The organism is Pseudoroseomonas cervicalis (genome assembly GCF_030818485.1).
GTDB lineage: Bacteria > Pseudomonadota > Alphaproteobacteria > Acetobacterales > Acetobacteraceae > Pseudoroseomonas > Pseudoroseomonas cervicalis_A.
In genome coordinates this window covers 1,973,826-1,992,337 of sequence record NZ_JAUTAJ010000004.1, presented here as the reverse complement: position 1 = coordinate 1,992,337, position 18,512 = coordinate 1,973,826, and the positions used below count along the sequence as shown (strand labels likewise).

General features: G+C 74.7%; 13 protein-coding genes and 1 riboswitch. Of the genes, 6 read left to right on the top strand and 7 right to left on the bottom strand.

Features of this window, described 5'->3' with window-relative positions; translation table 11 throughout:
- Positions 1-105 precede the first annotated feature (105 nt).
- From QE401_RS13195 to QE401_RS13180, 4 genes are read right to left on the bottom strand one after another with little or no spacing between them, the layout of a single operon-like run.
- On the bottom strand, positions 106-864 hold the full coding sequence (locus tag QE401_RS13195; protein ID WP_307138651.1) for an ABC transporter ATP-binding protein: 759 nt from the start codon (positions 862-864) through the stop codon (positions 106-108).
- Positions 861-1,841 carry a FecCD family ABC transporter permease gene (locus QE401_RS13190; RefSeq protein ID WP_307138650.1) on the bottom strand — a complete coding sequence of 327 codons (981 nt, stop codon included), beginning with the start codon at positions 1,839-1,841 and terminating at the stop codon, positions 861-863. The genes QE401_RS13195 and QE401_RS13190 overlap by 4 nt, the downstream gene beginning before the upstream one ends.
- The gene (locus tag QE401_RS13185) at positions 1,838-2,734 is read right to left on the bottom strand and encodes an ABC transporter substrate-binding protein (protein ID WP_307138649.1); all 897 of its coding nucleotides are present in this window, start codon (positions 2,732-2,734) and stop codon (positions 1,838-1,840) included. The genes QE401_RS13190 and QE401_RS13185 overlap by 4 nt, the downstream gene beginning before the upstream one ends.
- A complete protein-coding gene (locus tag QE401_RS13180; protein ID WP_307138648.1) occupies positions 2,734-4,920 on the bottom strand; it encodes a TonB-dependent receptor in 2,187 nt (728 codons plus the stop codon). Before QE401_RS13180 ends, QE401_RS13185 begins: the two co-directional genes overlap by 1 nt.
- Positions 4,921-5,111: 191 nt before the next feature.
- Positions 5,112-5,341: riboswitch (cobalamin riboswitch) on the bottom strand.
- Positions 5,342-5,499: 158 nt separating this feature from the next.
- Between QE401_RS13180 and QE401_RS13175 the strand changes: the two genes are divergently transcribed.
- The 6 genes from QE401_RS13175 (at position 5,500) to QE401_RS13150 (ending at position 15,699) form a co-directional block, all read left to right on the top strand.
- Entirely contained in the window at positions 5,500-6,498 is a 999-nt protein-coding gene (locus tag QE401_RS13175; RefSeq protein ID WP_307138647.1) for an LLM class flavin-dependent oxidoreductase, read from the top strand.
- 371 nt (positions 6,499-6,869) lie between these two features.
- The gene (locus tag QE401_RS13170) at positions 6,870-9,065 is read left to right on the top strand and encodes a hypothetical protein (RefSeq protein WP_307138646.1); all 2,196 of its coding nucleotides are present in this window, start codon (positions 6,870-6,872) and stop codon (positions 9,063-9,065) included.
- 37 nt (positions 9,066-9,102) lie between these two features.
- Positions 9,103-9,624: a hypothetical protein gene (locus tag QE401_RS13165; RefSeq protein WP_307138645.1), complete on the top strand. Its 522-nt coding sequence runs from the start codon at positions 9,103-9,105 to the stop codon at positions 9,622-9,624.
- An 83-nt stretch (positions 9,625-9,707) separates the two neighbouring features.
- The gene (locus tag QE401_RS13160; protein WP_307138644.1) at positions 9,708-11,840 is read left to right on the top strand and encodes a cysteine peptidase family C39 domain-containing protein; all 2,133 of its coding nucleotides are present in this window, start codon (positions 9,708-9,710) and stop codon (positions 11,838-11,840) included.
- Entirely contained in the window at positions 11,837-14,386 is a 2,550-nt protein-coding gene (locus QE401_RS13155) for an ATP-binding cassette domain-containing protein (protein ID WP_307138643.1), read from the top strand. Before QE401_RS13160 ends, QE401_RS13155 begins: the two co-directional genes overlap by 4 nt.
- A complete protein-coding gene (locus QE401_RS13150; RefSeq protein WP_307138642.1) occupies positions 14,383-15,699 on the top strand; it encodes an NHLP bacteriocin system secretion protein in 1,317 nt (438 codons plus the stop codon). Before QE401_RS13155 ends, QE401_RS13150 begins: the two co-directional genes overlap by 4 nt.
- Positions 15,700-15,748: 49 nt before the next feature.
- On the opposite strand, the gene QE401_RS13145 is transcribed toward QE401_RS13150, so the two are convergent.
- The 3 genes from QE401_RS13145 to xseA form a co-directional block, all read right to left on the bottom strand.
- Positions 15,749-15,994, bottom strand: a complete 246-nt coding sequence (locus QE401_RS13145; RefSeq protein ID WP_307138641.1) for a hypothetical protein — start codon at positions 15,992-15,994, stop codon at positions 15,749-15,751.
- A gap of 86 nt (positions 15,995-16,080) precedes the next feature.
- Positions 16,081-16,935, bottom strand: a complete 855-nt coding sequence (locus tag QE401_RS13140) for a M23 family metallopeptidase (protein WP_307138640.1) — start codon at positions 16,933-16,935, stop codon at positions 16,081-16,083.
- On the bottom strand, positions 16,932-18,464 hold the full coding sequence (gene xseA / locus QE401_RS13135) for an exodeoxyribonuclease VII large subunit (RefSeq protein WP_307138639.1): 1,533 nt from the start codon (positions 18,462-18,464) through the stop codon (positions 16,932-16,934). Before xseA ends, QE401_RS13140 begins: the two co-directional genes overlap by 4 nt.
- Positions 18,465-18,512 lie beyond the last annotated feature (48 nt).

The window sequence follows — 18,512 nt, the reverse complement described above, 5'->3', positions numbered from 1 at the left end:
TCCTTTCTGCGGGTTCCGGACCGATCCGGCGCGGCGGGCGTTCTCGCATTACGGTGACGCCGATCCCCCCGCAGCCATGGGCGATAAGGGCCGGTGCCTGGCCTGCTACGCCCCTGACGCTCCGCTCGGCCACAGCCGCAGCCCGCCCGGCACCGCCTGCCGCTCGAACGCCATGCCATAGAGCGCGTCCAGCGCGGGGTCTGCCAGCACCGCCAGGGCCTGGCCTTGCAGCGCCAGCCGGCCCTCCTGCATCACCAGCAGCCGGTCGCACCAGCGCGCCGCCAGGTTCAGGTCGTGCAGCACCACCAGCGCCGCGCAGCCGGGCGGGCGGGCGCGCAGCCGGGCCATCATCCGCCATTGCTGCGCCACATCCAGCGCCGCGCCGGGCTCATCGGCCAGCAGGACCGGCGGCTCGGCCGCCAGCACGCCGGCCAGCAGGGCGCGGCCGCGCTCGCCGCCCGACAGGCTGGACCAGCGCTGCGCAAGCCGCCCCGCCAGGCCGAAAGCGGCCGCCAGCGCCTCCAGATCGGCCGGCGGCGTGGCGTCGCCGCGCCCGGCGCCCAGGCGCAGCAGCTCGGCCAGGGTCACGTCCCAATGCGGCGCGAAGCTCTGCGGCAGGTAGCCGATGCGCTGGGCCCGCGCCGCCGCCGGCCATGCCGCCAGTGGCCGGCCCTGCAGCATCACGCGGCCCTCGCTCGGCGCCTGCAGCCCGGCCAGCAGCCGCACCAGGCTGCTCTTGCCGGCGCCGTTCGGGCCGATCAGCCCCACCAGCTCGCCCGGATGCAGCGCCAGGGACACATCCCGCACCAGCCTCCGCCGGCGGCAGTGCCAGCCCAGCCCCTGGGCCTGCAGCAGCGGGCTCACCGCCGTGCCTCGCGCAGCAGCACCAGCAGGAAGAAGGGGCCGCCCACCAGGGCGGTCACCAGGCCGAGCGGGATCTCCGCCGGCGGCAGGGCGGCGCGGGCCAGCCCGTCCGCCAGCATGGCGATGCCGGCGCCGATGGCGGCGGAGAGCGGCAGCAGGCGGCGATGCGCCGTGCCCTGCCACCAGCGCGCCAGATGCGGCGCCATCAGCCCGACAAAGCCCACCAGCCCGCCCCAGACCACCGACACCGCCACCACCAGCGCGCCCACCAGCACGGCGCGGCGGATGAAGGGCTGCACGGCCAGGCCGAGGCTCTCCGCCATGGCCTCGCCCAGCCCCAGCCGGTCCAGCCCGCGCGCCAGCGGCAGGGCCAGCGCCAGCCCGGCGCCGAGCAGGCCGGCCAGCAGCAGCAGCTCGGGCCAGGAGGGGGTCTGGATGCCGCCCAGCGTCCAGGCCAGCACCGCCTGCAGGCTGACCGTCTCCTCCGACAGCGCCAGCATCAGGAAGGAGCGCAGCGCGCCCAGCATGGCGGCCACCGCCACGCCGGCCAGCAGCAGGCCGGGCACGGCCAGCAGGCCGGCGGCGCGCGCCACGCCCAGCACCAGGGCGGTGGCGCCCCAGGCGCCGCAGAAGGCCAGCAGCGGCAGGGCCAGGGGGGCGGGCAGCGGCAGCGGCGCCAGCAGCCCGATGGTGGCGCCGACCGCGGCACCGCCGGCGCTGCCCAGCAGATAGGGCTCGGCCAGCGGGTTGCGGAACACGCCCTGGAAGATCGCGCCGCCCAGGCCGAGCAGCGCGCCGACGCAGCCCGCCGCCAGCACCCGCGGCAGCCGCCAGCCGAGGATCAGGCGCGACATCGGCGCCGCCGGCTCGGTGAGCAGCGCCCAGAGCTCGGCCGGGCGCAGGATCTCGCCGCCCAGCAGCAGGCCGGTGGCGAGGCAGAGCAGCAAGGCGAGGGCGGTGAGCAGCGCGGCCCTCATGCGAAGGCGCCCGGATGCAGCAGGGGGGCGAGATGCTCCACCCCGTCCACCACGCGCGGCCCGGGGATCAGCAGCAGCGCGCGCGGCACGGCATGGACGCGGCCGGCGCGCACGGCGCGCAGCCCCTCCCAGCCGGGCCGGGCGGGCAGGGCGGCGGCCTGGGCCGGCGTGCCGGCCAGCAGGATGATGTCGGGATCGGCGCGCAGCACCGCCTCGCCCGAGATCTGCGCGGGGCCGGGCAGATGCGGGAAGGCCAGCGCGCCCCCGGCCTGGCGGAGGGCATCCGCCGTGTAGCTCTCCGGCCGGGCGGTGCCGAAGCTGCCGCGCCCGGTCGAGGACACCTCCAGATAGACACGCGGCCGGGGCCGGCCCGCCAGCCGCGCCGTGACCGCGTCGAGCCGGCCCTGCAACCCGCCGAGCAGGGACGCCGCCGCATCCTCCCGCCCCGTCGCCGCGCCGAGCAGCGCGACATTGGCGAAGAGCTGGGCGATGTCGCGATGCTCCACCACCAGGCAGGGGATGCCGGCGCGCGACAGCGGGCCGATCAGCGTGCCGGCGGCCTGCCGGGCCGGCGTCATCACCACGAGGTCGGCCCCGAGCCGCGCGATCGCCTCGGCCGAGAAGCCGAGCCGGCCGCCCACCAGCGGCCGGTCCAGCACCTCGGGCGGGTGGCGCGTGTAGGCCTCGATGCCGACGATGCGGGAGACCAGGCCGAGCGCCGCCAGCAGCTCCACATTGGAGGCGAAGATGGCGACGATGCGCTGCGGCGGCGCGGCGAGGTGAACCTCCCGCCCCAGCCCGTCGCGCAGCCGGCGCGGCCAGCCAGCGGCCGCGGCGGGGCGCGCCGCGGCGGCCAGCGACAGCGCCAGCAAAGCGCGGCGGGCAAGCCGCATCAGAAGGTCACCTGCAGCCCGGCGACCAGCTCCCGCCCCGGCATGGAGGTGCCGAGCCCGCCATTGGAGAAGCGCGGATCCAGCCGGTAGGGCTCGGCATCGGTGCCGATGAAGATCGGGCTGCGGTTGACGTCGAACAGGTTGTTGACCGCGCCGAACAGGGTGACGTTGTCGCGGATGCGGTAATTGCCGCGCAGATTCACCACCCAGAAGGGCGCCTTGCGGTGGACGTATTCGCGGCCCGGTTCGGCCTGCGGGATCAGCAGATTCTCCTCGGTGTTGTAATACATCGGCCCGCGCAGGATGCCGGTGGCGCCGAGATCCCAGTCCCGCCCGCCGAAGACCGTGCCGAGGCTGGCCTGGTAGCGATAGACGCGCTCGGCATTGCGGCTGTTGGTGCCGGTCTTCGCCCGGTCGATCATGTCGAAATTCCACGACCCGTTGGCGAAGGCGCGCCAACGCCAGCCCGGGGCCAGCGCCAGCAGATTCGCCAGATCGGTGCTGAACTGCGCCTCCAGCCCGCGCAGCATGATCTCGCCCGGATTGTTGACGTAGTCCGAGGTGTTGGGGACGCCAGGGCGGGCGCGGGTGGTGATGCGGTCGCGGATGGCGTTCTGGAACAGCGCCAGGTCGAGCTGCGCGGCGCCGGCGGAGAAGGTCGCGCCGATCTCCACCTGGTCATTGCTCTCCGGCTTCAGATTGGCGTTGCCGAAGGTGCGGCCGCCGCCCACCGCGGTGAAATCCGCCGCCAGCTCGGTGGCGGTCGGCGCGCGGAAGCCGGTGGCCCAGCCGGTGCGCAGCGTCACATGCTCCAGCGCCTGGAAGCTGGCGCCGAGCGAATAGGTGGTGCTGTCGAAATCGGCCTCGCGCCCGCGATAGCCGGCAAGGTTCGGCGTCGGGTCGAAGCGGGTGGTGCCCCAGCTCTGCCGGATCCCGGCGCGCAGCGTCAGCCGGTCGTCGAACAGGCGCTGCGCATCCTCGGCATAGAGGCCATAGGCGTGGTTGGTCTCGTTGTTGTCATAGGGCGCGACCTGGCCCGCGGGGCCGCCGGGCAGGGCCAGCCGGAAGCGGTCGGAGCGCAGCGTCGATTGCTCGGCATCGAAGCCCAGCAGCAGGTCATTGCCGGCCCAGAGCCGCAGCGTCGGCTGCAGCCGCGTGCCGATGATCTCCAGCCGCCGCTTGTTCCAGTCGAGCGCGGTGCCCGGCGCCGGGCTGTTGCCCGAGCGGATCACCGGCGAGGCCCAGCGGAAGGTGTCGACATCGCGCACCGCATAGGCCTGCAGATTCCAGGACAGGCGGCCATCCTCGCGCGCGCCGGTCAGGGCGATGTCGAGGGATTCATTGACCCGGTCATCCTCGCTGATGGTGTTCGCCGCCGAGCCGCGGAAGCCCGCATCATAGATGCCGTCGCTGCGCGCGGTGATGTCGACGCGGCCCAGCGCGCCGACCGGCAGGCCGAAGGCCGCCGTCACGCCGCCGCGCCGGTACTCCGTGTTCGCCTCCCGCGCGCCGCCGCCGACGCGGTAATCGTCGCGCCGCGTGCCGGAGAGGCCGAGATAGGCGCTGTAGCCTTCGAGATCGACGCCGTAGCGGGCATGGCCGCGCGCCAGCCCCCAGGTGCCGCCGGCCAGCTCGGCGAAGCCGCCCGGCGAGTTGCGGCCATCGCGCAGGATCAGGTTGATCACGCCGCCCATCGCCTGGCTGCCATAGATGACGCTGGCCGGCCCGCGGACGATCTCGATCCGCGCCACATCGGCGGGCGAGAGCTTGGAGAGGTTGGCGGTGCCGGCGCGGCGCCCATTGACCAGCACCAGCACCTGGCTGCGGAAATCGCGCCCCTGGCCGTCGGTGGCGCCGCCGCGCAGGTTGAGGCTGGTCTGCCCCGGCGTCCATTCGCTGAAGAAGCCGACAGCGTTCTCGGCCAGCAGGTCGGTGACGCTGCGCGCGGTGGAGTTGGCGATCGTCGCCTCGTCGATCACCTGCACGGTGCCGGAGAGCCGGCTGCGCGGCTCGGCGCGGCCGGTGGCGGTGACCACCAGATCGGGCAGGGCGACCGCCGCCGGATCGGCGCCGGCGGCGGGTTGCGCCCGGGCGGGCGGGGCGGGGAGCAGGGGCGCGGCCAGGCCGGCCAGCAACAGGGCAGGCAGCAGCGCGGGCCGCGGCGGGCGCGGCGTGGGGCGGGACATCGGCAAACTCTCTGGCTGGGCCGCAGCGCGGCCGGCGCCAGGCCGGTCGGGCCTGGCGGGGCGGCGGCGGCGCTCTCGGAACGGCGCGGGGCTAGGCGGTGCGGCGACGGGCCATCACGGGCGGCGCGGCGGGCCAGAGGAGGCGATCGGCGGTCATGCGGCGGAACTCCTTCGGGGCCATCCCGCCCCGTTGCGTTGCGGACGCATCGGCAGGTCTCCTGGCTCGCGGGTCACCGCCTCCGCCCCGCCTTCCCGGATCTCGCGATCCAGTGGCCGCCCTCTGCCGAGGGCCTGGGGTTTCGGCTCGCCGCTGACAGTTGCGGGGGCAGCCGCCGACTTGCCGGGCCATCGAGCGATGGCCGTGGCGCACGGCGTTCCCTTTCTCACCCGCTCGCGCGGGACCGATACGCGCGCACAATGCCGCCGCCTCCTGCCGCCGGCAAGCCCGGCACGCTGCTGCGGCCGGGCTTGTCCCGGCCATGGGGCCCGGTCTATGTGATGTTATACTGTTACGTCAACTGCCGGCTTGCCGCCTGTCCCGCCGCGGCGCAGATCCCGCGCAGCGGAGAAGGAGAAGCGATGCGCATCGACCTGGCGGGCTGGAGCCGCGAGGCGACCCTCGGGCCGCATGAGGAATTCTGCCGCCTCTTCGAGGCGGCGGACCGGCTGGGCTATGCCGGCGTCTGGTTCAACGAGTTCCATTTCGCGCCCTGGCCCTACCCGTCCATCCTGCTGCTGGCGGCGGGGCTGTTCGCGCGCACCGGGCGGCTGCGCATCGGCACCTCGATCCTGCCGCTGCCGCTCCACCATCCGCTGCTGCTGGCCGAGCAGGTGGCGCAGCTGGACCAGCAGAGCGGCGGGCGGCTCGATCTCGGCATCGGCCGCGGCACGGAGCCGGAGAGCCTGGCCGCCCTCGGCATCGATCCGGCCGAGAGCCAGGCGCGGCTGGAGGAGGGTTTCGCCATCCTGCGCGGCTTCTGGACCGGGCCGCGCCTGTCCTGGCGCAGCGCGCTCTGGCGGTTCGACGACGTCGCCTGCCACCCCGCCCCCGCGCAGCGCCCGCATCCGCCGGTCTATGTCGCCGGCTCCTCCGCGGCGACGCTGCGCTTCGCCGCGCGCGAGGGGCTGCCGCTGCTGTTCAGCCTGGAGCCGCCGGAGGGCCGGCAGCTCGCCACCTATGCCGAGGCCCTGGCGGCGACAGGGGGCGCCTGCCGGCTGCGGCATTCCTCGCTCTCGCGCTATGTCTGCATCGGCCGCGACACGGAGGATGTGGAGCGGCAGGTGACGCGGCTGCTGGCAGCGCTGCAGCGGCGGCGGTGCGACTTCGCCGCAAGGCGCGGCGCCGATCCGGACAGCCTGCCGCCGCCCGACCGCGCCCGTTTCCTGGCGGAACAGGCCATCGCGGGCACGCCGGAGCAATGCCACGCCGCGCTTCTCGCGCTTGAGGCGCGCAGCGGCATCGGCGCGCTTCGCTGCGTCTTCAACGGCAACGGGATGCTGGGCCCGGCCGAGACGATGGCCGGCATGACGCTGTTCGCGCAGGAGGTGCTGCCGGCGCTGCCCGGCCCGGCCGCGTGACCCTGGCCCATCGCCGCGGCGCGCCGCCCCTGTTCGGTTCGAAGGTCCGACGCGTCCTCCTTCGCCGCCTTGCCGCAGGCGCGGCACAGGACCGGGCCGCAAGCGCCGCGGCATTTCCGGGAGGAAGATGGCGCCCCGCAAGACGGGCGGCAGGCGGTGCGGCGGCCCTGCGGCATGGCACGGCCCTGCAACCCCGCCTTGACGCCAGGCGGGGAGGGCGCCCAGGCTGCCGGGCAGGGCGCCGGATCAGGGCAGCGGGCCGGGCAGCGCCGCCCCCCGCCGTAGCGTTAACCATTTGTCCAGAAGCCTGTGACATTCGGACCCTTCGCAAGGGACCGGCCGCGCTCGGTGGCCGCGGGGGAGGCGGACAGATGACCAGCAGGACCGACGACCAGCCGGATGCCCCGCTGCCCGAGGATGTGCTGCGCCGCATCGTCGGCGGCACCCGCCCCGAGCAGGCGCCGCCGCTGGATGGCGAGCGCGCCATCGCCCTGACCGTGGGCGGCGAGGCGGGCAGCGCCGCCACCCTGGACCCGGGCAAGCTGCCGGCCGCGCAGGATCCCGACGCCGCCGGGCTGCGCGCGGCGGCGCTCGCCGGCGTGGTGAAGATCGACGCGACGCCGACCGAGCATCCGGTGGCGCGCGAGCCGGCGCTGGAGGGCTTCGGCAAATCCGGCGCCGAGACGCGGGTCGAGATCGCCATCACCGTGCCCACCGCCGGCTCCACCGCCGATGGCGTGGTGAAGATCGAGGCGCCCATCCCGCAGGCGCCGGCGCATGACGCCGCGGCCGGCCACCCGGCCGCCGACGCGGCCGCCAAGGAGCCCGAGCCCGGCGACGATCCGCGCATCCAGGAATTCCGCGACATCAAGGGCGATGGCCTGGAGGCCGGCCGCCATCTCTGGGAGTGGGAGCGCAAGGCCGAGAGCGCCACGCGCATCGGCCCCGACCCCGCCGCGCTCGGCCAGGGCGGCGAATACCGGCCCGAGGGCTCGCATGACGCGGCCACGGTGCAGGGGATCCATGCCGCCGGCCAGGAGGTCAGCGGCGCGCATGAGCATCTGGGCCAAGTGCAGCAATCGGTGATCAAGGAGCGCGCCGAGGCCAACGCCCCGGCCGACCATCTGCTGCGCGAGGCGCAGGCGCTGCACAACACCACCGCCGAGACCGCGGCGACCACCCATGCGCTGCTGCAGCAGGCCAAGGGGCTGGGCGACGAGGCCGCCATCAAGGCGCGCCAGGCGGCGCATGACGACGCGGTGGCCAACCACGCCGCCAGCATCCGCCATCTGGAGGCGATCCAGGACCGCGTCGACGAGCACAAGGACAGCGTCGCGCAGCAGGGCCAGCAGCGCATCGACGCCGCGCAGGAGAAGCTCGGGCATGCCGAGGCGGAGCTGGCCAACCGGGTCGACGCCGCCGCGCAATCCGCCGCGCAGAAGGCGGCCGAGGCCGAGCACGCCCAGGAACGCGCGGATGAGCTGCGCCGCGGCACCACCAGCTTCCTGAACAAGGCGGTCTCGGAAGGGCTGAACGAGGCGGCGCGCGCCGATGCCAAGGCGCATGACAATTACAGCAACACCATCCATGAGCGCGTCACCTCCGGCGGCGTCACCGATGCCGACCCGGTGAAGCTCGAGGATGGCAAGGTGCGCACCCAGCACAGCCTGGCGCAGACCACCGAGACCAGCGGCAGCGAGAGCTGGAGCTCGGAGCTCGGCAGCGGCGGCCGCATCATCCACGCGGTCAAGGCCGAGGCGGGCGAGCACGTCATCACCGAGGCGCGCGACGCCGATGGCAAGCTGATCTCCGGCACCGCCACCAAGACCTATGCCGAGGCGAGCGCCGGCGGCGAGGCGAGCTTCAGCGTCAATGCCGCCGGCATCTATGCCGAGGCCTCGGCCAAGGCGGAGGCGCATGCCGAGGCCGGGGCCTCCGCCTCGGTCGGCATCGGCGATGCCGAGGTGACCGGCTCGGTCACCGTCGCCGCGCAGGGCTCGGTGGGGGCGGAGGCGGGTTTCCATCTCGGCTATGACGGGCTGGTCGCCAAGGTCGAGGCGAAGGCCGAGATCAGCGTCTCGGCCACCGGCGCGGTGGATGTGAAGGTGGGCGATGTCACCACCACCGTCAGCGCCACCGTCTTCGCCGAGGCCCGCGCCTCCGCCCATGCCGAGGCGGAGGTCACCTTCGACCCGACCAAGGGGGTGGTGAAGGCCAAGATCGGCGGCGGGGCGGAGGCCAGCCTCGGCGTCGGCGCCGATGTCTCGGCCGGCGGCTTCACCGATGACGGGCACGGCGCCAGCGCCACCGGGCATTTCAAGGCCGGCGCCATCGGCGTGAAGTTCGAGCCCGATGTCACGATCAAGGATGGCGAGGTGGACATCAAGCTCGGCATCGGCGGCTATCTCGGCATCGGCGGCACCTACGACATCGAGATCAAGGGCAGCTACGAGAAGGCCGCCCAGAACATCGAGAAGGCGAACCACGTTCTCGAGGAGAACCCGGTCCTGCTGCCCGCGGCCGTCGGCATCTATGCCTGGTCGGCCATCACCGGCTTCTTCAGCTGATCCGCCCGCACCGCCGCAAGAACGAGAGAGCTGAGCGATGACCGACCCGACCGAAGGACCGCAGGGCGACACGGCGAAGGAAGCGCGCATGGCCGAGGCGCTGCGCAAGCTGGATGCGCTGTCGCGCGAGCAGATCCTGGCGCGCGCCCGGCTGGAAGGCTGGTCCGAATCCCAGGCCGGCTGGCTGAACGTGCTGGCCAAGGAGCCCCTGGTGCAGGCCGTGGTGGACGGCACCCCGCCCGAGCAGGCCATCCAGGACGCCTATCTGCAGGCGCGCCGCCGCCTGACGGTGAGCTATTTCGAGAATGCGCTGAACGAGGGCAAGAACCGCATCACCGCCTTCCTCACCGTGATCGACCTGGAGAAGCAGCTGGCCGAGCGCCGCGGCGACAAGCCGCCCGCCTATCCGGACACGGTGCTGATGGCCGCCTGCGGCGCGGTGGAACAGGCGGCGATGGCCGGCCGCGCCACGGAGGAGCAGGTGGCGGCGGGGTTCGACATGCTGCGCAGCCAGCTCGCCATCGGCGGCGCCGAGCCTCCCGCCGGGCCGCGGCACTGAGGGCGCGTGCCGCCGGCCTCGCCCACGGCCATGGCGGCCACCGACGCTGAGGCGGCGGCGCGGCCGGCCGGCCGGTCCCGCCGATGAGGCGCCTGGCCGGGCGCCGCCGCGTGCCGACCATCCTGCAGATGGAGGCCGCCGAATGCGGCGCCGCCTGCCTGGCCATGGTGCTGGCCGCGCATGGCCGGTGGGAGAGCCTGGACAGCCTGCGCGACAGCTGCGGCGTCTCGCGCGATGGCACCTCGGCCGCCGATCTGCTGGCCGCCGCCCGCGCCCGCGGCCTGACCGCCGAGGCCTATCGCCGCGACCCTGAGGCGCTGGCCAGCCTGCCCCTGCCGCAGATCCTGTTCTGGAATTTCGACCATTTCGTCGTGCTGGAGGCGGTGCGCGGCGGCGGCTACGTCATCAACGACCCGGCGCATGGCCGCAGGCGGGTGGGGGCGGAGGAATTCGGCAGCGCCTTCACCGGCATCACGCTGAGCTTCGCGCCCGGGCCCGGGTTCCGCCGCACCGCCGCGCCGCGTCCGGTGCTGCGCCGGCTGCTGCCGCAGCTGGAGGGGTCCGCCGCCGCCTTCGCCGCCATCGTGCTGACCAGCCTGATGCTGGTCTTCCTCGGCGCGCTGCTGCCCGGGCTGATCCAGATCTTCGTCGACGATTACCTGGTGCAGGGCCATGCCGATTGGCTGCTGCCGCTGCTCGGCGCGCTGGTGGCGCTCGGCGCCTTCAACGCGCTGCTGAGCGCCGCCTATCAGCGCAGCCTGCTGCTGCTGCGCACCAAGGTGAATGCCGTGGTCTCGGCCCGCTTCGTCTGGCGGCTCTTCGCCCTGCCGCAGGATTTCTTCACCCGCCGCAGCGCCGTCGAGATCTCGACCCGCACGCAATTCGCAGCCCAGCTGGCCCAGGCGGTGTCGGGGCCGGTGGTGCAGCTGCTGGTCAATGGCCTGGCCATGCTGGGCTATGCCGCCATCATGCTGCTCTACGAGCCGCTGCTGACCGCGCTGGTGGTGGCGCTGGCCCTGGCCGAGCTGCTGCTGCTGCGCGCCCTGTCGCGCCGGGTGCGGGAGGAGGCGGGGCAGCTGCAGATGATCTCCGGCCAGGCGCATGCGGCCGCGGTGCAGGGGGCCGCGCTGCTGGAGCAGGCGCGCGCCGGCGGCGGCGAGACGGTGCTGTTCAACCGCATGGTCGAGGCCGAGATCCGGCTGATGAATGCCGAGCAGCGCAGCGGCCGCACGCTGCAGCTGCTCTCCATGCTGCCCTATGCCAGCAGCCGCGTCATGACGCTGGCGGTGCTCGGCGCCGGCGCGCTGCTGGTCATGGAGACCGAGCTGACGGTGGGCACGCTGGTGGGGTTCCTGGCGCTGGCCGGGCTGTTCTCGGCGGCGCTCGGCGCCTTCACCGGCATCGGCACGGCGCTCGGCCAGGCCAATGCCGCGCTGGGCCGGCTGGGCGATGTGCTGGACGCGCCCGCCGCGCCGGCCCCCGAGGCCGAGCCGCCGCCCGCCACCGGCGGGCTGTGGCTGCAGGGGGTGGGCTATGCGCATCCGAATGCCGCGCCGCTCTTCGCCGGGCTGCAGCTGCGGCTGGCGCCGGGCGAGGCGGTCGGCATCATGGGCGGCGCCGCCAGCGGCAAGACCACCCTGGCCGCGCTGCTGGCCGGGCTGCTGCCGCCGCGCGAGGGCCGGCTGCTGTTCGAGGTGGCGGGCCCCGGCGGCCCGGCCTGGCAGGCCGGGGCGAATGGCATCGGCTATGTCGAGCAGAGCCCCTTCTTCCCCGCCGGCTCGCTGCGCAACGCGCTGACCAGCTGGAATCCGGGCGCCCCCGCCGCCGCCATCGCCCGGGCGCTGGCCGATGCCGAGCTGGCCGCGGTGGTCGAGGGCCGGCCCGGCGGGCTGGACGGGCTGCTGGGGGAGGGTGGCAGCGGCCTCAGCGGTGGCGAGCGGCAGCGCCTGGCCATCGCCCGCGCTCTGGTCGAGGCGCCGCGCCTGCTGGTGCTGGACGATGCCACCAGCCAGCTGGACGAGGCGGTGGAGGCGCGGCTGCTGCAGAATCTGCGCCGCCGCGGCATCACCCTGGTGCTGCTGACCAACCGGGCCAGCGCCATCCGCCATCTCGACCGGGCGTTCTTCCTGCAGAAGCAGGGGCTGCTGCCCTTCGATGTCGAGGCCGCCTATCAGGCGGCGGAGGCGGCCGCCGCGCCGCCGCGCGCCCCGGCATGAGCGCGCGCATAGCCCCCCCGCCCGGGAGCCCCGCCGGCCCGCCGGCGCTGGCGGCGCGGCAGGGCCTGGCGCTGGCCGGGCTGGGCCCGCTGCGTCTGCAGGGCGGCCCGGCCGATCTGCTGCTGCGCGGCGAGGATGGCAGGCTGCGCCTGGTGCTGGTGCTGGAGCCGGGCAGCCAGCTGCTGCCGGCGCCGCCCGGGCTCGAGCTGCATCTGCGCGCCCGCCGCGCCCTGACCCTGCTGCCGGGGCTCGATCCCGCGGCGGCGCAGGCCTGGCTGGAGGGGCTGGCGCGGCTGGCCGCCGGCCTCGGCCTGCCGCCGGCCGCGCCCCAGGACAGCATGGCCGAGCGCAGCGACCAGCTGCTGCGCGCCATCGCCGGCGCGCTCGACGCCCCGCCCGCCACGTCGCCGGTGGCGCAGGAGGAGGGCTTCCGCGCCACGCTGGCCGGCTATGGCGCGCTGCTGCGCGGGCGCTTCCACCGCGCGGGCGCCGAGGCCGGCGATGCGCTCTCCCTGGCGGCGGCGGGGCTGGCCCGGCTGGCCGGCGCCAAGCCGGTGCCGGTGCCGCGCCTGCCGGAGGAGCCGGTGGCCGAATTTCTGGAACGCTTCGCCGCGGCGCATGGGCTGCGGCTGCGCCGCTTCCAGCGCGAGCCCGGCGCCACGCTGGACGGGGAGGGGCCGCTGCTGGCCTTCACCGCCGCGGCGGAGGGGGAGGCCACGCCGCTGCTGCTGCGGCCGCGCCCGCTCGGCGGGCATCTGGTGGTGCCGGGCAGCCGGCTGGAGCGCCCGCGCCGGCTGGATGCGGGCCTGCTGGGCGCGCTGCAGCCGGAGCTGTTCGCCTTCTGCCGCACCCTGCCGCAGGGCAGGCTGCGCTATCGCGACCTGCTCGGCTTCGGGCTGCAGGCGGCCACCGCCGACCTGCTGCTGGTCGCCGCCTGCGGCCTGGCGGCGGCGCTGCTGGCCATGCTGCCGCCGCTCGCCTCGCAGCAGATCACCAATATCGCGGTCCACACCGCCGACACCGCCTTCCTGGCGCAGCTGCTGGTGGCGCTGCTGGTGGCGCTGCTGGCCGAGACCGGCTTCCACGCCATCGGCAAGCTGGCCGAGCTGCGCGCCCAGGGCCGCGCCGGCCTCACCCTGCACGCCGCCATGGTGGACCGGCTGCTGCGGCTGCAGCCGGCCGATCTGCGCGGCAACACCAGCCTGATCCTGGCCACCGAGATGGAGACGGTGGAGAAGCTGCGCCGCGCCGTCATCAGCGGCGCCAGCGCCGGGCTGCTGGCGCTGTTCCAGGGTCTGGCCGCCGCCGCGCTGGTCGCCGCCATCTCGCCCCAGGCCGGGCTGATCGCCATCGGCATGGTGGCGCTGCTGGTGCTGCTGACCGCTTTGGTCGGCTGGCTGCAGTTCAAGGCGATCTATGAGGGCGAGCGGATGGACGTCATCGTCCTCGCCTTCGTGCACGACCTGATCCGGCTGATGCCGATGCTGCGCGGCAACCGGCTGGAGCGGCGCGCCTTCACCCAGTGGAGCGAGAATTTCCTCGCCTTCCAGTCGCGGCTGATGCGCTCGGCGCGCATCGGCAACGCCCTGCCGGTGGCGGAGCCGCTGTGGGAGGCGCTGCTGCTGGCCGCCTGCTTCGCGGCCCTCGCCTATGCCGGCGCCGCCTCCGGCCTCAGCGCCGGCGCGGCGGTGGCCTTCGTCATGGCGCTGGGCCGGCTGATCCGCGCCGGGCGCGGCCTGGCCCAGGCGACGGCCGGGCTGATCCGCCTGCTGCCCATGGCCAAGCTGGCCCGCCCGCTGCTCGACTTCACGGTGGAGCCGCTGCAATCCGGCCCGCCGGTGCCGAAGCTCTCGGGCCGCATCGAGGCCGCGGGCGTCAGCTTCTTCTACGGCACCCGCCGCGCGCTGGACCAGGTCAGCTTCGCCATCGCCGATGGCGAGTTCGTGGCGCTGGCCGGCCCCTCGGGCAGCGGCAAGTCGACGCTGCTCAGCCTGCTGGCCGGGCTGCAGGCGCCGCAATCGGGGCGGCTGCTGCTGGATGGCCATGATCTGGCCGGCATCGGCCGGCGGCAGCTGACCCGCCGGCTCGGCCTGGTGCTGCAGAACAGCCGGCTGTTCCCGGGCAGCATTTTCGAGAATATCCGCGGCGCCGCCGCCATCGGCGAGGAGGAGGCCTGGCATGTCGCCGCGCAGGCCGGCATCGCCGATGAGCTGAAGGCGCTGCCCATGGGGCTGCGCACGCCCGTGACCGAGGCCGGGGCCGGCTTCTCGCAGAGCCAGGTGCAGCGCATCCTGATCGCCCGCGCGCTGGCGCAATCGCCCGCCGTGCTGATCCTGGACGAGGCGATGAGCGCGCTGGACGGCGCGGCGCAGAAGCGGGTGATGGCGACGCTGCACGGGCTGAAGCTGACCCGCATCATCGTCGCCCACCGCCCGGCCCTGTGGGCCGAGACCGATCGTGTGCTGATGCTGGAGGGCGGCGCGCTGGTCGCCAATGGCCCGCCGCGCGATGTCCTTTCCCCCCCGCCGCAGGCAGCCCCGCCATGAGCAGCAGCAGCCCGACCCTGTTCCGCCCCGAGGCCGAGGCCCGGCTGCGCCGGCCCGAGGAGCTGGCCAGCGGGCTGCGCCTGGTGGGGCCCGGCCATCTGGCGGCGCTGCTGCTGCTGCTGGCGGCGCTGGCCGCGACGGTGGTCGCCGCCATCGCCGTGCAGGTGCCGCTGCAGGTGGGCGGCACCGGCGTCGTGCTCAGCTCCAAGGGCGTGCTGGAATTCACCGTCACCGCCGATCATGACGGCCGCATCGTCGAGATGATGGTCGATGTCGGGCAGCGCGTGGCGCCCGGCCAGCCGGTGGCCCGCGTGGTGCAGCCGGCGCTGCAGAGCGAGCTGAAGCTGGCCGAGAGCGAGCTGGAGCTGATCCGCCGCGAGGAGGAGCGGGTGCGCGCCCTGCAGGCCGAGACGCTGGAGATGTCCGACAGCCTGCGCCGCCAGCAGGAGGCGACGACGCGCGAGACCCTGCGCCTGCTGGAGGACCGGCGCGCGCTGCTGAACCAGCTCTCCGACGGCATGGAGAGCCTGCGCCGCAGCGGCCACACCACCTTCGAGCGCTACCTGCAGGTGCGCGCCGAGCTGGCCCAGGTGCTGGAGCGCATCGCCACCGAGCAGGGCCGGCTGCTCGGCTTCACCTTCGACAGCCATGAGAAGCAGGCCCAGCATGAGCGCGAGCTGCAGGCGCTGCAGACCCGCAGGGCCCAGGCGGAGCGGCAGATCGACCGGCTGCGCGACCGCATCACCAACGAGACCTGGGTGCGCAGCACCGAGCACGGCATCGTCTCCGAGCTGAAGGTCTTCCCCGGCGATTTGATCCGCTTCGACACGCCGCTGGTCAGCCTGCTGCCGGTGGATGAGAGCTTTTCCGAGTTCCGCCCCGGCGGCACCCGGCTGGTGGCGGCGGTGTTTGTCCCCGCCCGCGACGGCAAGAAGATCCAGCCCGGCATGACGGCGCTGGTCGAGCCCAGCTCGGTACGGCGCGACGTGTTCGGCGCCATTCGCGGCCGGGTGGTGCGCACCTCCGACGTGGCGGCGAGCCCGGAGCAGCTGCGCCACATGCTGCGCAATGACGAGCTGGTGCGGAAGCTGACCGCCGAGGGCCCGCCCTTCCTGATGATGGTGGAGCTGGAGCGCGATGCGGCCACCGCCTCGGGCTTCCGCTGGACCACCTCGGCCGGGCCCAATGCGCAGATCACCGCCGGCACGCTGCTGGAGGCGAAGCTGCAGACCGAGCATGTCTCGGTGCTCGGCCTGGTGATCCCGGCGCTGCGCGAGCTGCTGCGCGGCCCGGCGGCGCAGCGCGGCGGCTGAGCGCGGCGCGGCGCGTCGGCATGCCGCCGCCCGCGGGCGGCGGCCGGCCTCAGCCGCCCACCACCAGCATGGCGCCGGCGGCGTAGAGCCGCTCCCGCAGCCCGGGCAGCGGCGCCAGCAGCACCACCCCGTCGCCCTCATGCCGCAGCGCCACGGCGCCGGCGCTGCGCAGCGCCGCCTCGGCCGAGGGCGCGGTTTCGAACAGCGCGACCAGCGGCGATTCGATGGCCCCCGCATCGCGCAGCGTCTCGGGCGACAGGGCGGGGCGGCGGCGGGGGGCAAGGAGCATCGTCATGCGCGCCCCAATGCCGCCCCGATGCTTACGCGACGATGAAGGAGCCGCGTTTTTTTGATGTCAGGTTGAAAGAAAACTTGCCGCGCTCAACCCGGCAGCAAGGGCTGCGGGTCCAGCGCCGTGGCCAGCCAGTTCAGCCCCAGATGCAGATGCGGCCCCGTCACCCGCCCGGTAGCGCCGATCGCCCCCAGGCGCTGGCCCTTTGCCAGCATCTCGCCCGGCCGCACATCGATCGCCGAGAGATGCGCGTAGAGGCTGACCACCCCATGCCCGTGATCGAGCAGCACGGTGTTGCCGGTGAAATAGAGATCATCGGCCAGCACCACCCGCCCGCCGCCCATGGCGTGGCAGGGCGTGCCGGTGGGGGCGGCGATGTCGAGGCCGAGATGCGGCGCCCGCGCCTCGCCATTCAGGATGCGCTGGCTGCCGAAGACGCCGCTGATGCGGCCGCGCGCCGGCCAGTCGAAGCCCTCGGCGAAATAGGTCAGGTCGCTGTCCAGCTTGCGGATCTCGGCGATGCGGGCGCGCTCGGCCTGGATGCGGGCGAGCTGCCGCTGGTCCGGGCTGACCATCGCCGGCGGCAGGCCGTTGATGCGCTGGATGTCCCATTCGCGCTTCGTCACGCTGAGCGCGCGGCTCTCCCGCCGCCCATCCGGGGCGGTGGCGCTCAGGGTGGCGCCCGGCCCCGCCTCGCGCCCGAAGCCGATGGCGAAGCGGCCATCGGGCGCCACCGAGACGGCGCGTCCGTCGAGCGTGACGCGCGCCCCCGGCGCGGTGCGGCCCAGCACCAGCCCGCCCTGGGCGGGCGGGGTGGGCGGCAGCTCCAGCAGCGGCGCGCCGGCGGCGGTGGCGGGGCCGCGCTGCGCCTCGGCGCTGGCGCAGGCCGGCAGCAGCCCGGCCAGGCCGAGCAGCGCGATCCGGCGGGTGAGGGCGGCGCTCACAGCAGCGAGCCCTGCTCGGGCGCGGGCGGCGTGGCCTCCGGCGCGGCGGGCTTCGCCGCGCGGCGCGGACGGCGTGGCGCCGCGGGGGCAGCGGGGGGCGCGGCGGGGCCGGGCGCGGTGTCGTCGGCGGTGACCATGCGGGCGCCATCCTGGAAGGTGAGGGAAAGGCGCGCCCCGGCCGCGATGCCGGCGGCGCTGGTGACGGGCTCGCCCGATTCGGCGCGCACCAGGGCAAAGCCGCGCGCCAGCACCCCCTGGTAGGAGGCGCCCTCCAGCCGGCCGGAAAGACCCTCCAGCCGGGCGCGGGCCTCGCGCAGGCGGGATTCCAGGCGGCCGCGCGGGTCGGGCAGGCGATGCAGGGCGGTCTGGCTGCGGTCCAGCTGGCGCTGCAGCGCCGCCGCCCCGCGCTGCTGCAGCAGGGCCAGGCTGTGGCGGTGGCCGGCCAGGCTCTCGCGCGGATGCGGCAGGCGCGGCGCAATGGCATCCAGCGCCGCCCGCTTGGCGGCCAGCAGGGCGCGCGGCGCCATGGCCAGCCGCTCCGCCCGGTCGTCCAGCCGCTGGCGGGCGGCGCCGACCAGGCCGGGCAGATCGGGCAGGCGCGCCTCCAGCCGCGACAGGCGTAAGCGCGCCCGGTCCAGCGCGCCCTGGCCGCATTGCAGCAGCCGCGCCGCGCTGTGGGCCAGGCCCGCCAGCAGCTCGGCCCGCGCCGGCACCGCGAGTTCCGCCGCTGCGGTCGGCGTGGGCGCGCGGCGGTCGGAGACGAAATCGATCAGCGTCGTGTCCGTCTCATGCCCGACCGCCGAGATCAGCGGGATCGGGCAGGAAGCCGCCGCGCGCAGCACCGCCTCATCGTTGAAGGCCATCAGGTCTTCCAGGCTGCCGCCGCCGCGCGCCACGATCAGCACATCCGGCCGTTCGATGCCCGGCGGCAGGCGGGAAAAGCCCTCGATGGCGGCGGCGATCTGCTGCGCCGCGCCCTGGCCCTGCACCGGCACCGGCCAGAGCAGGATGGGGCGCGGGAAGCGGCGGGCGATGGTGGTGCGGATATCCTGGATCACCGCGCCCTTCTCGCTGGTCACCACGCCGACCAGGCGCGGCAGCAGCGGCAGCGGGCGCTTGCGCGCCTCGTCGAACAGCCCCTCGGCGCCGAGCTTCTTTCTCAGCTGCTCGATGCGGGCCAGCAGCGCGCCTTCGCCGGCGAATTCGATGCGGTCGATGATCAGCTGGTAGTCGGAGCGCTCGCCATAGGAGGAGACCTTGCCGGTGGCGATCACCTCCATGCCGTTCTCGGGCTTCAGCGACAGGCGCGGCACGGCGAAGCGCCAGATGATGCCGCGGATCTTCGCGCCCTCATCCTTCAGCGCCAGGTAGATATGGCCGGAGGGGTAGGCCTTCAGCTCGGTGATCTCGCCGCGCACCCGGACCCGGCCGAACTCCCCCTCCAGCGTGCGCTTGATGGCGCCGCTGATCTCGGAGACGGTGAATTCCGGCGTGTTGCTGCGCGGCGGGGCGTCGGCGTCGAATTCCATCGCGGCGCATCCTACGCCGCCCCGGCGGGGCTGGCGAGGCCGGGGACG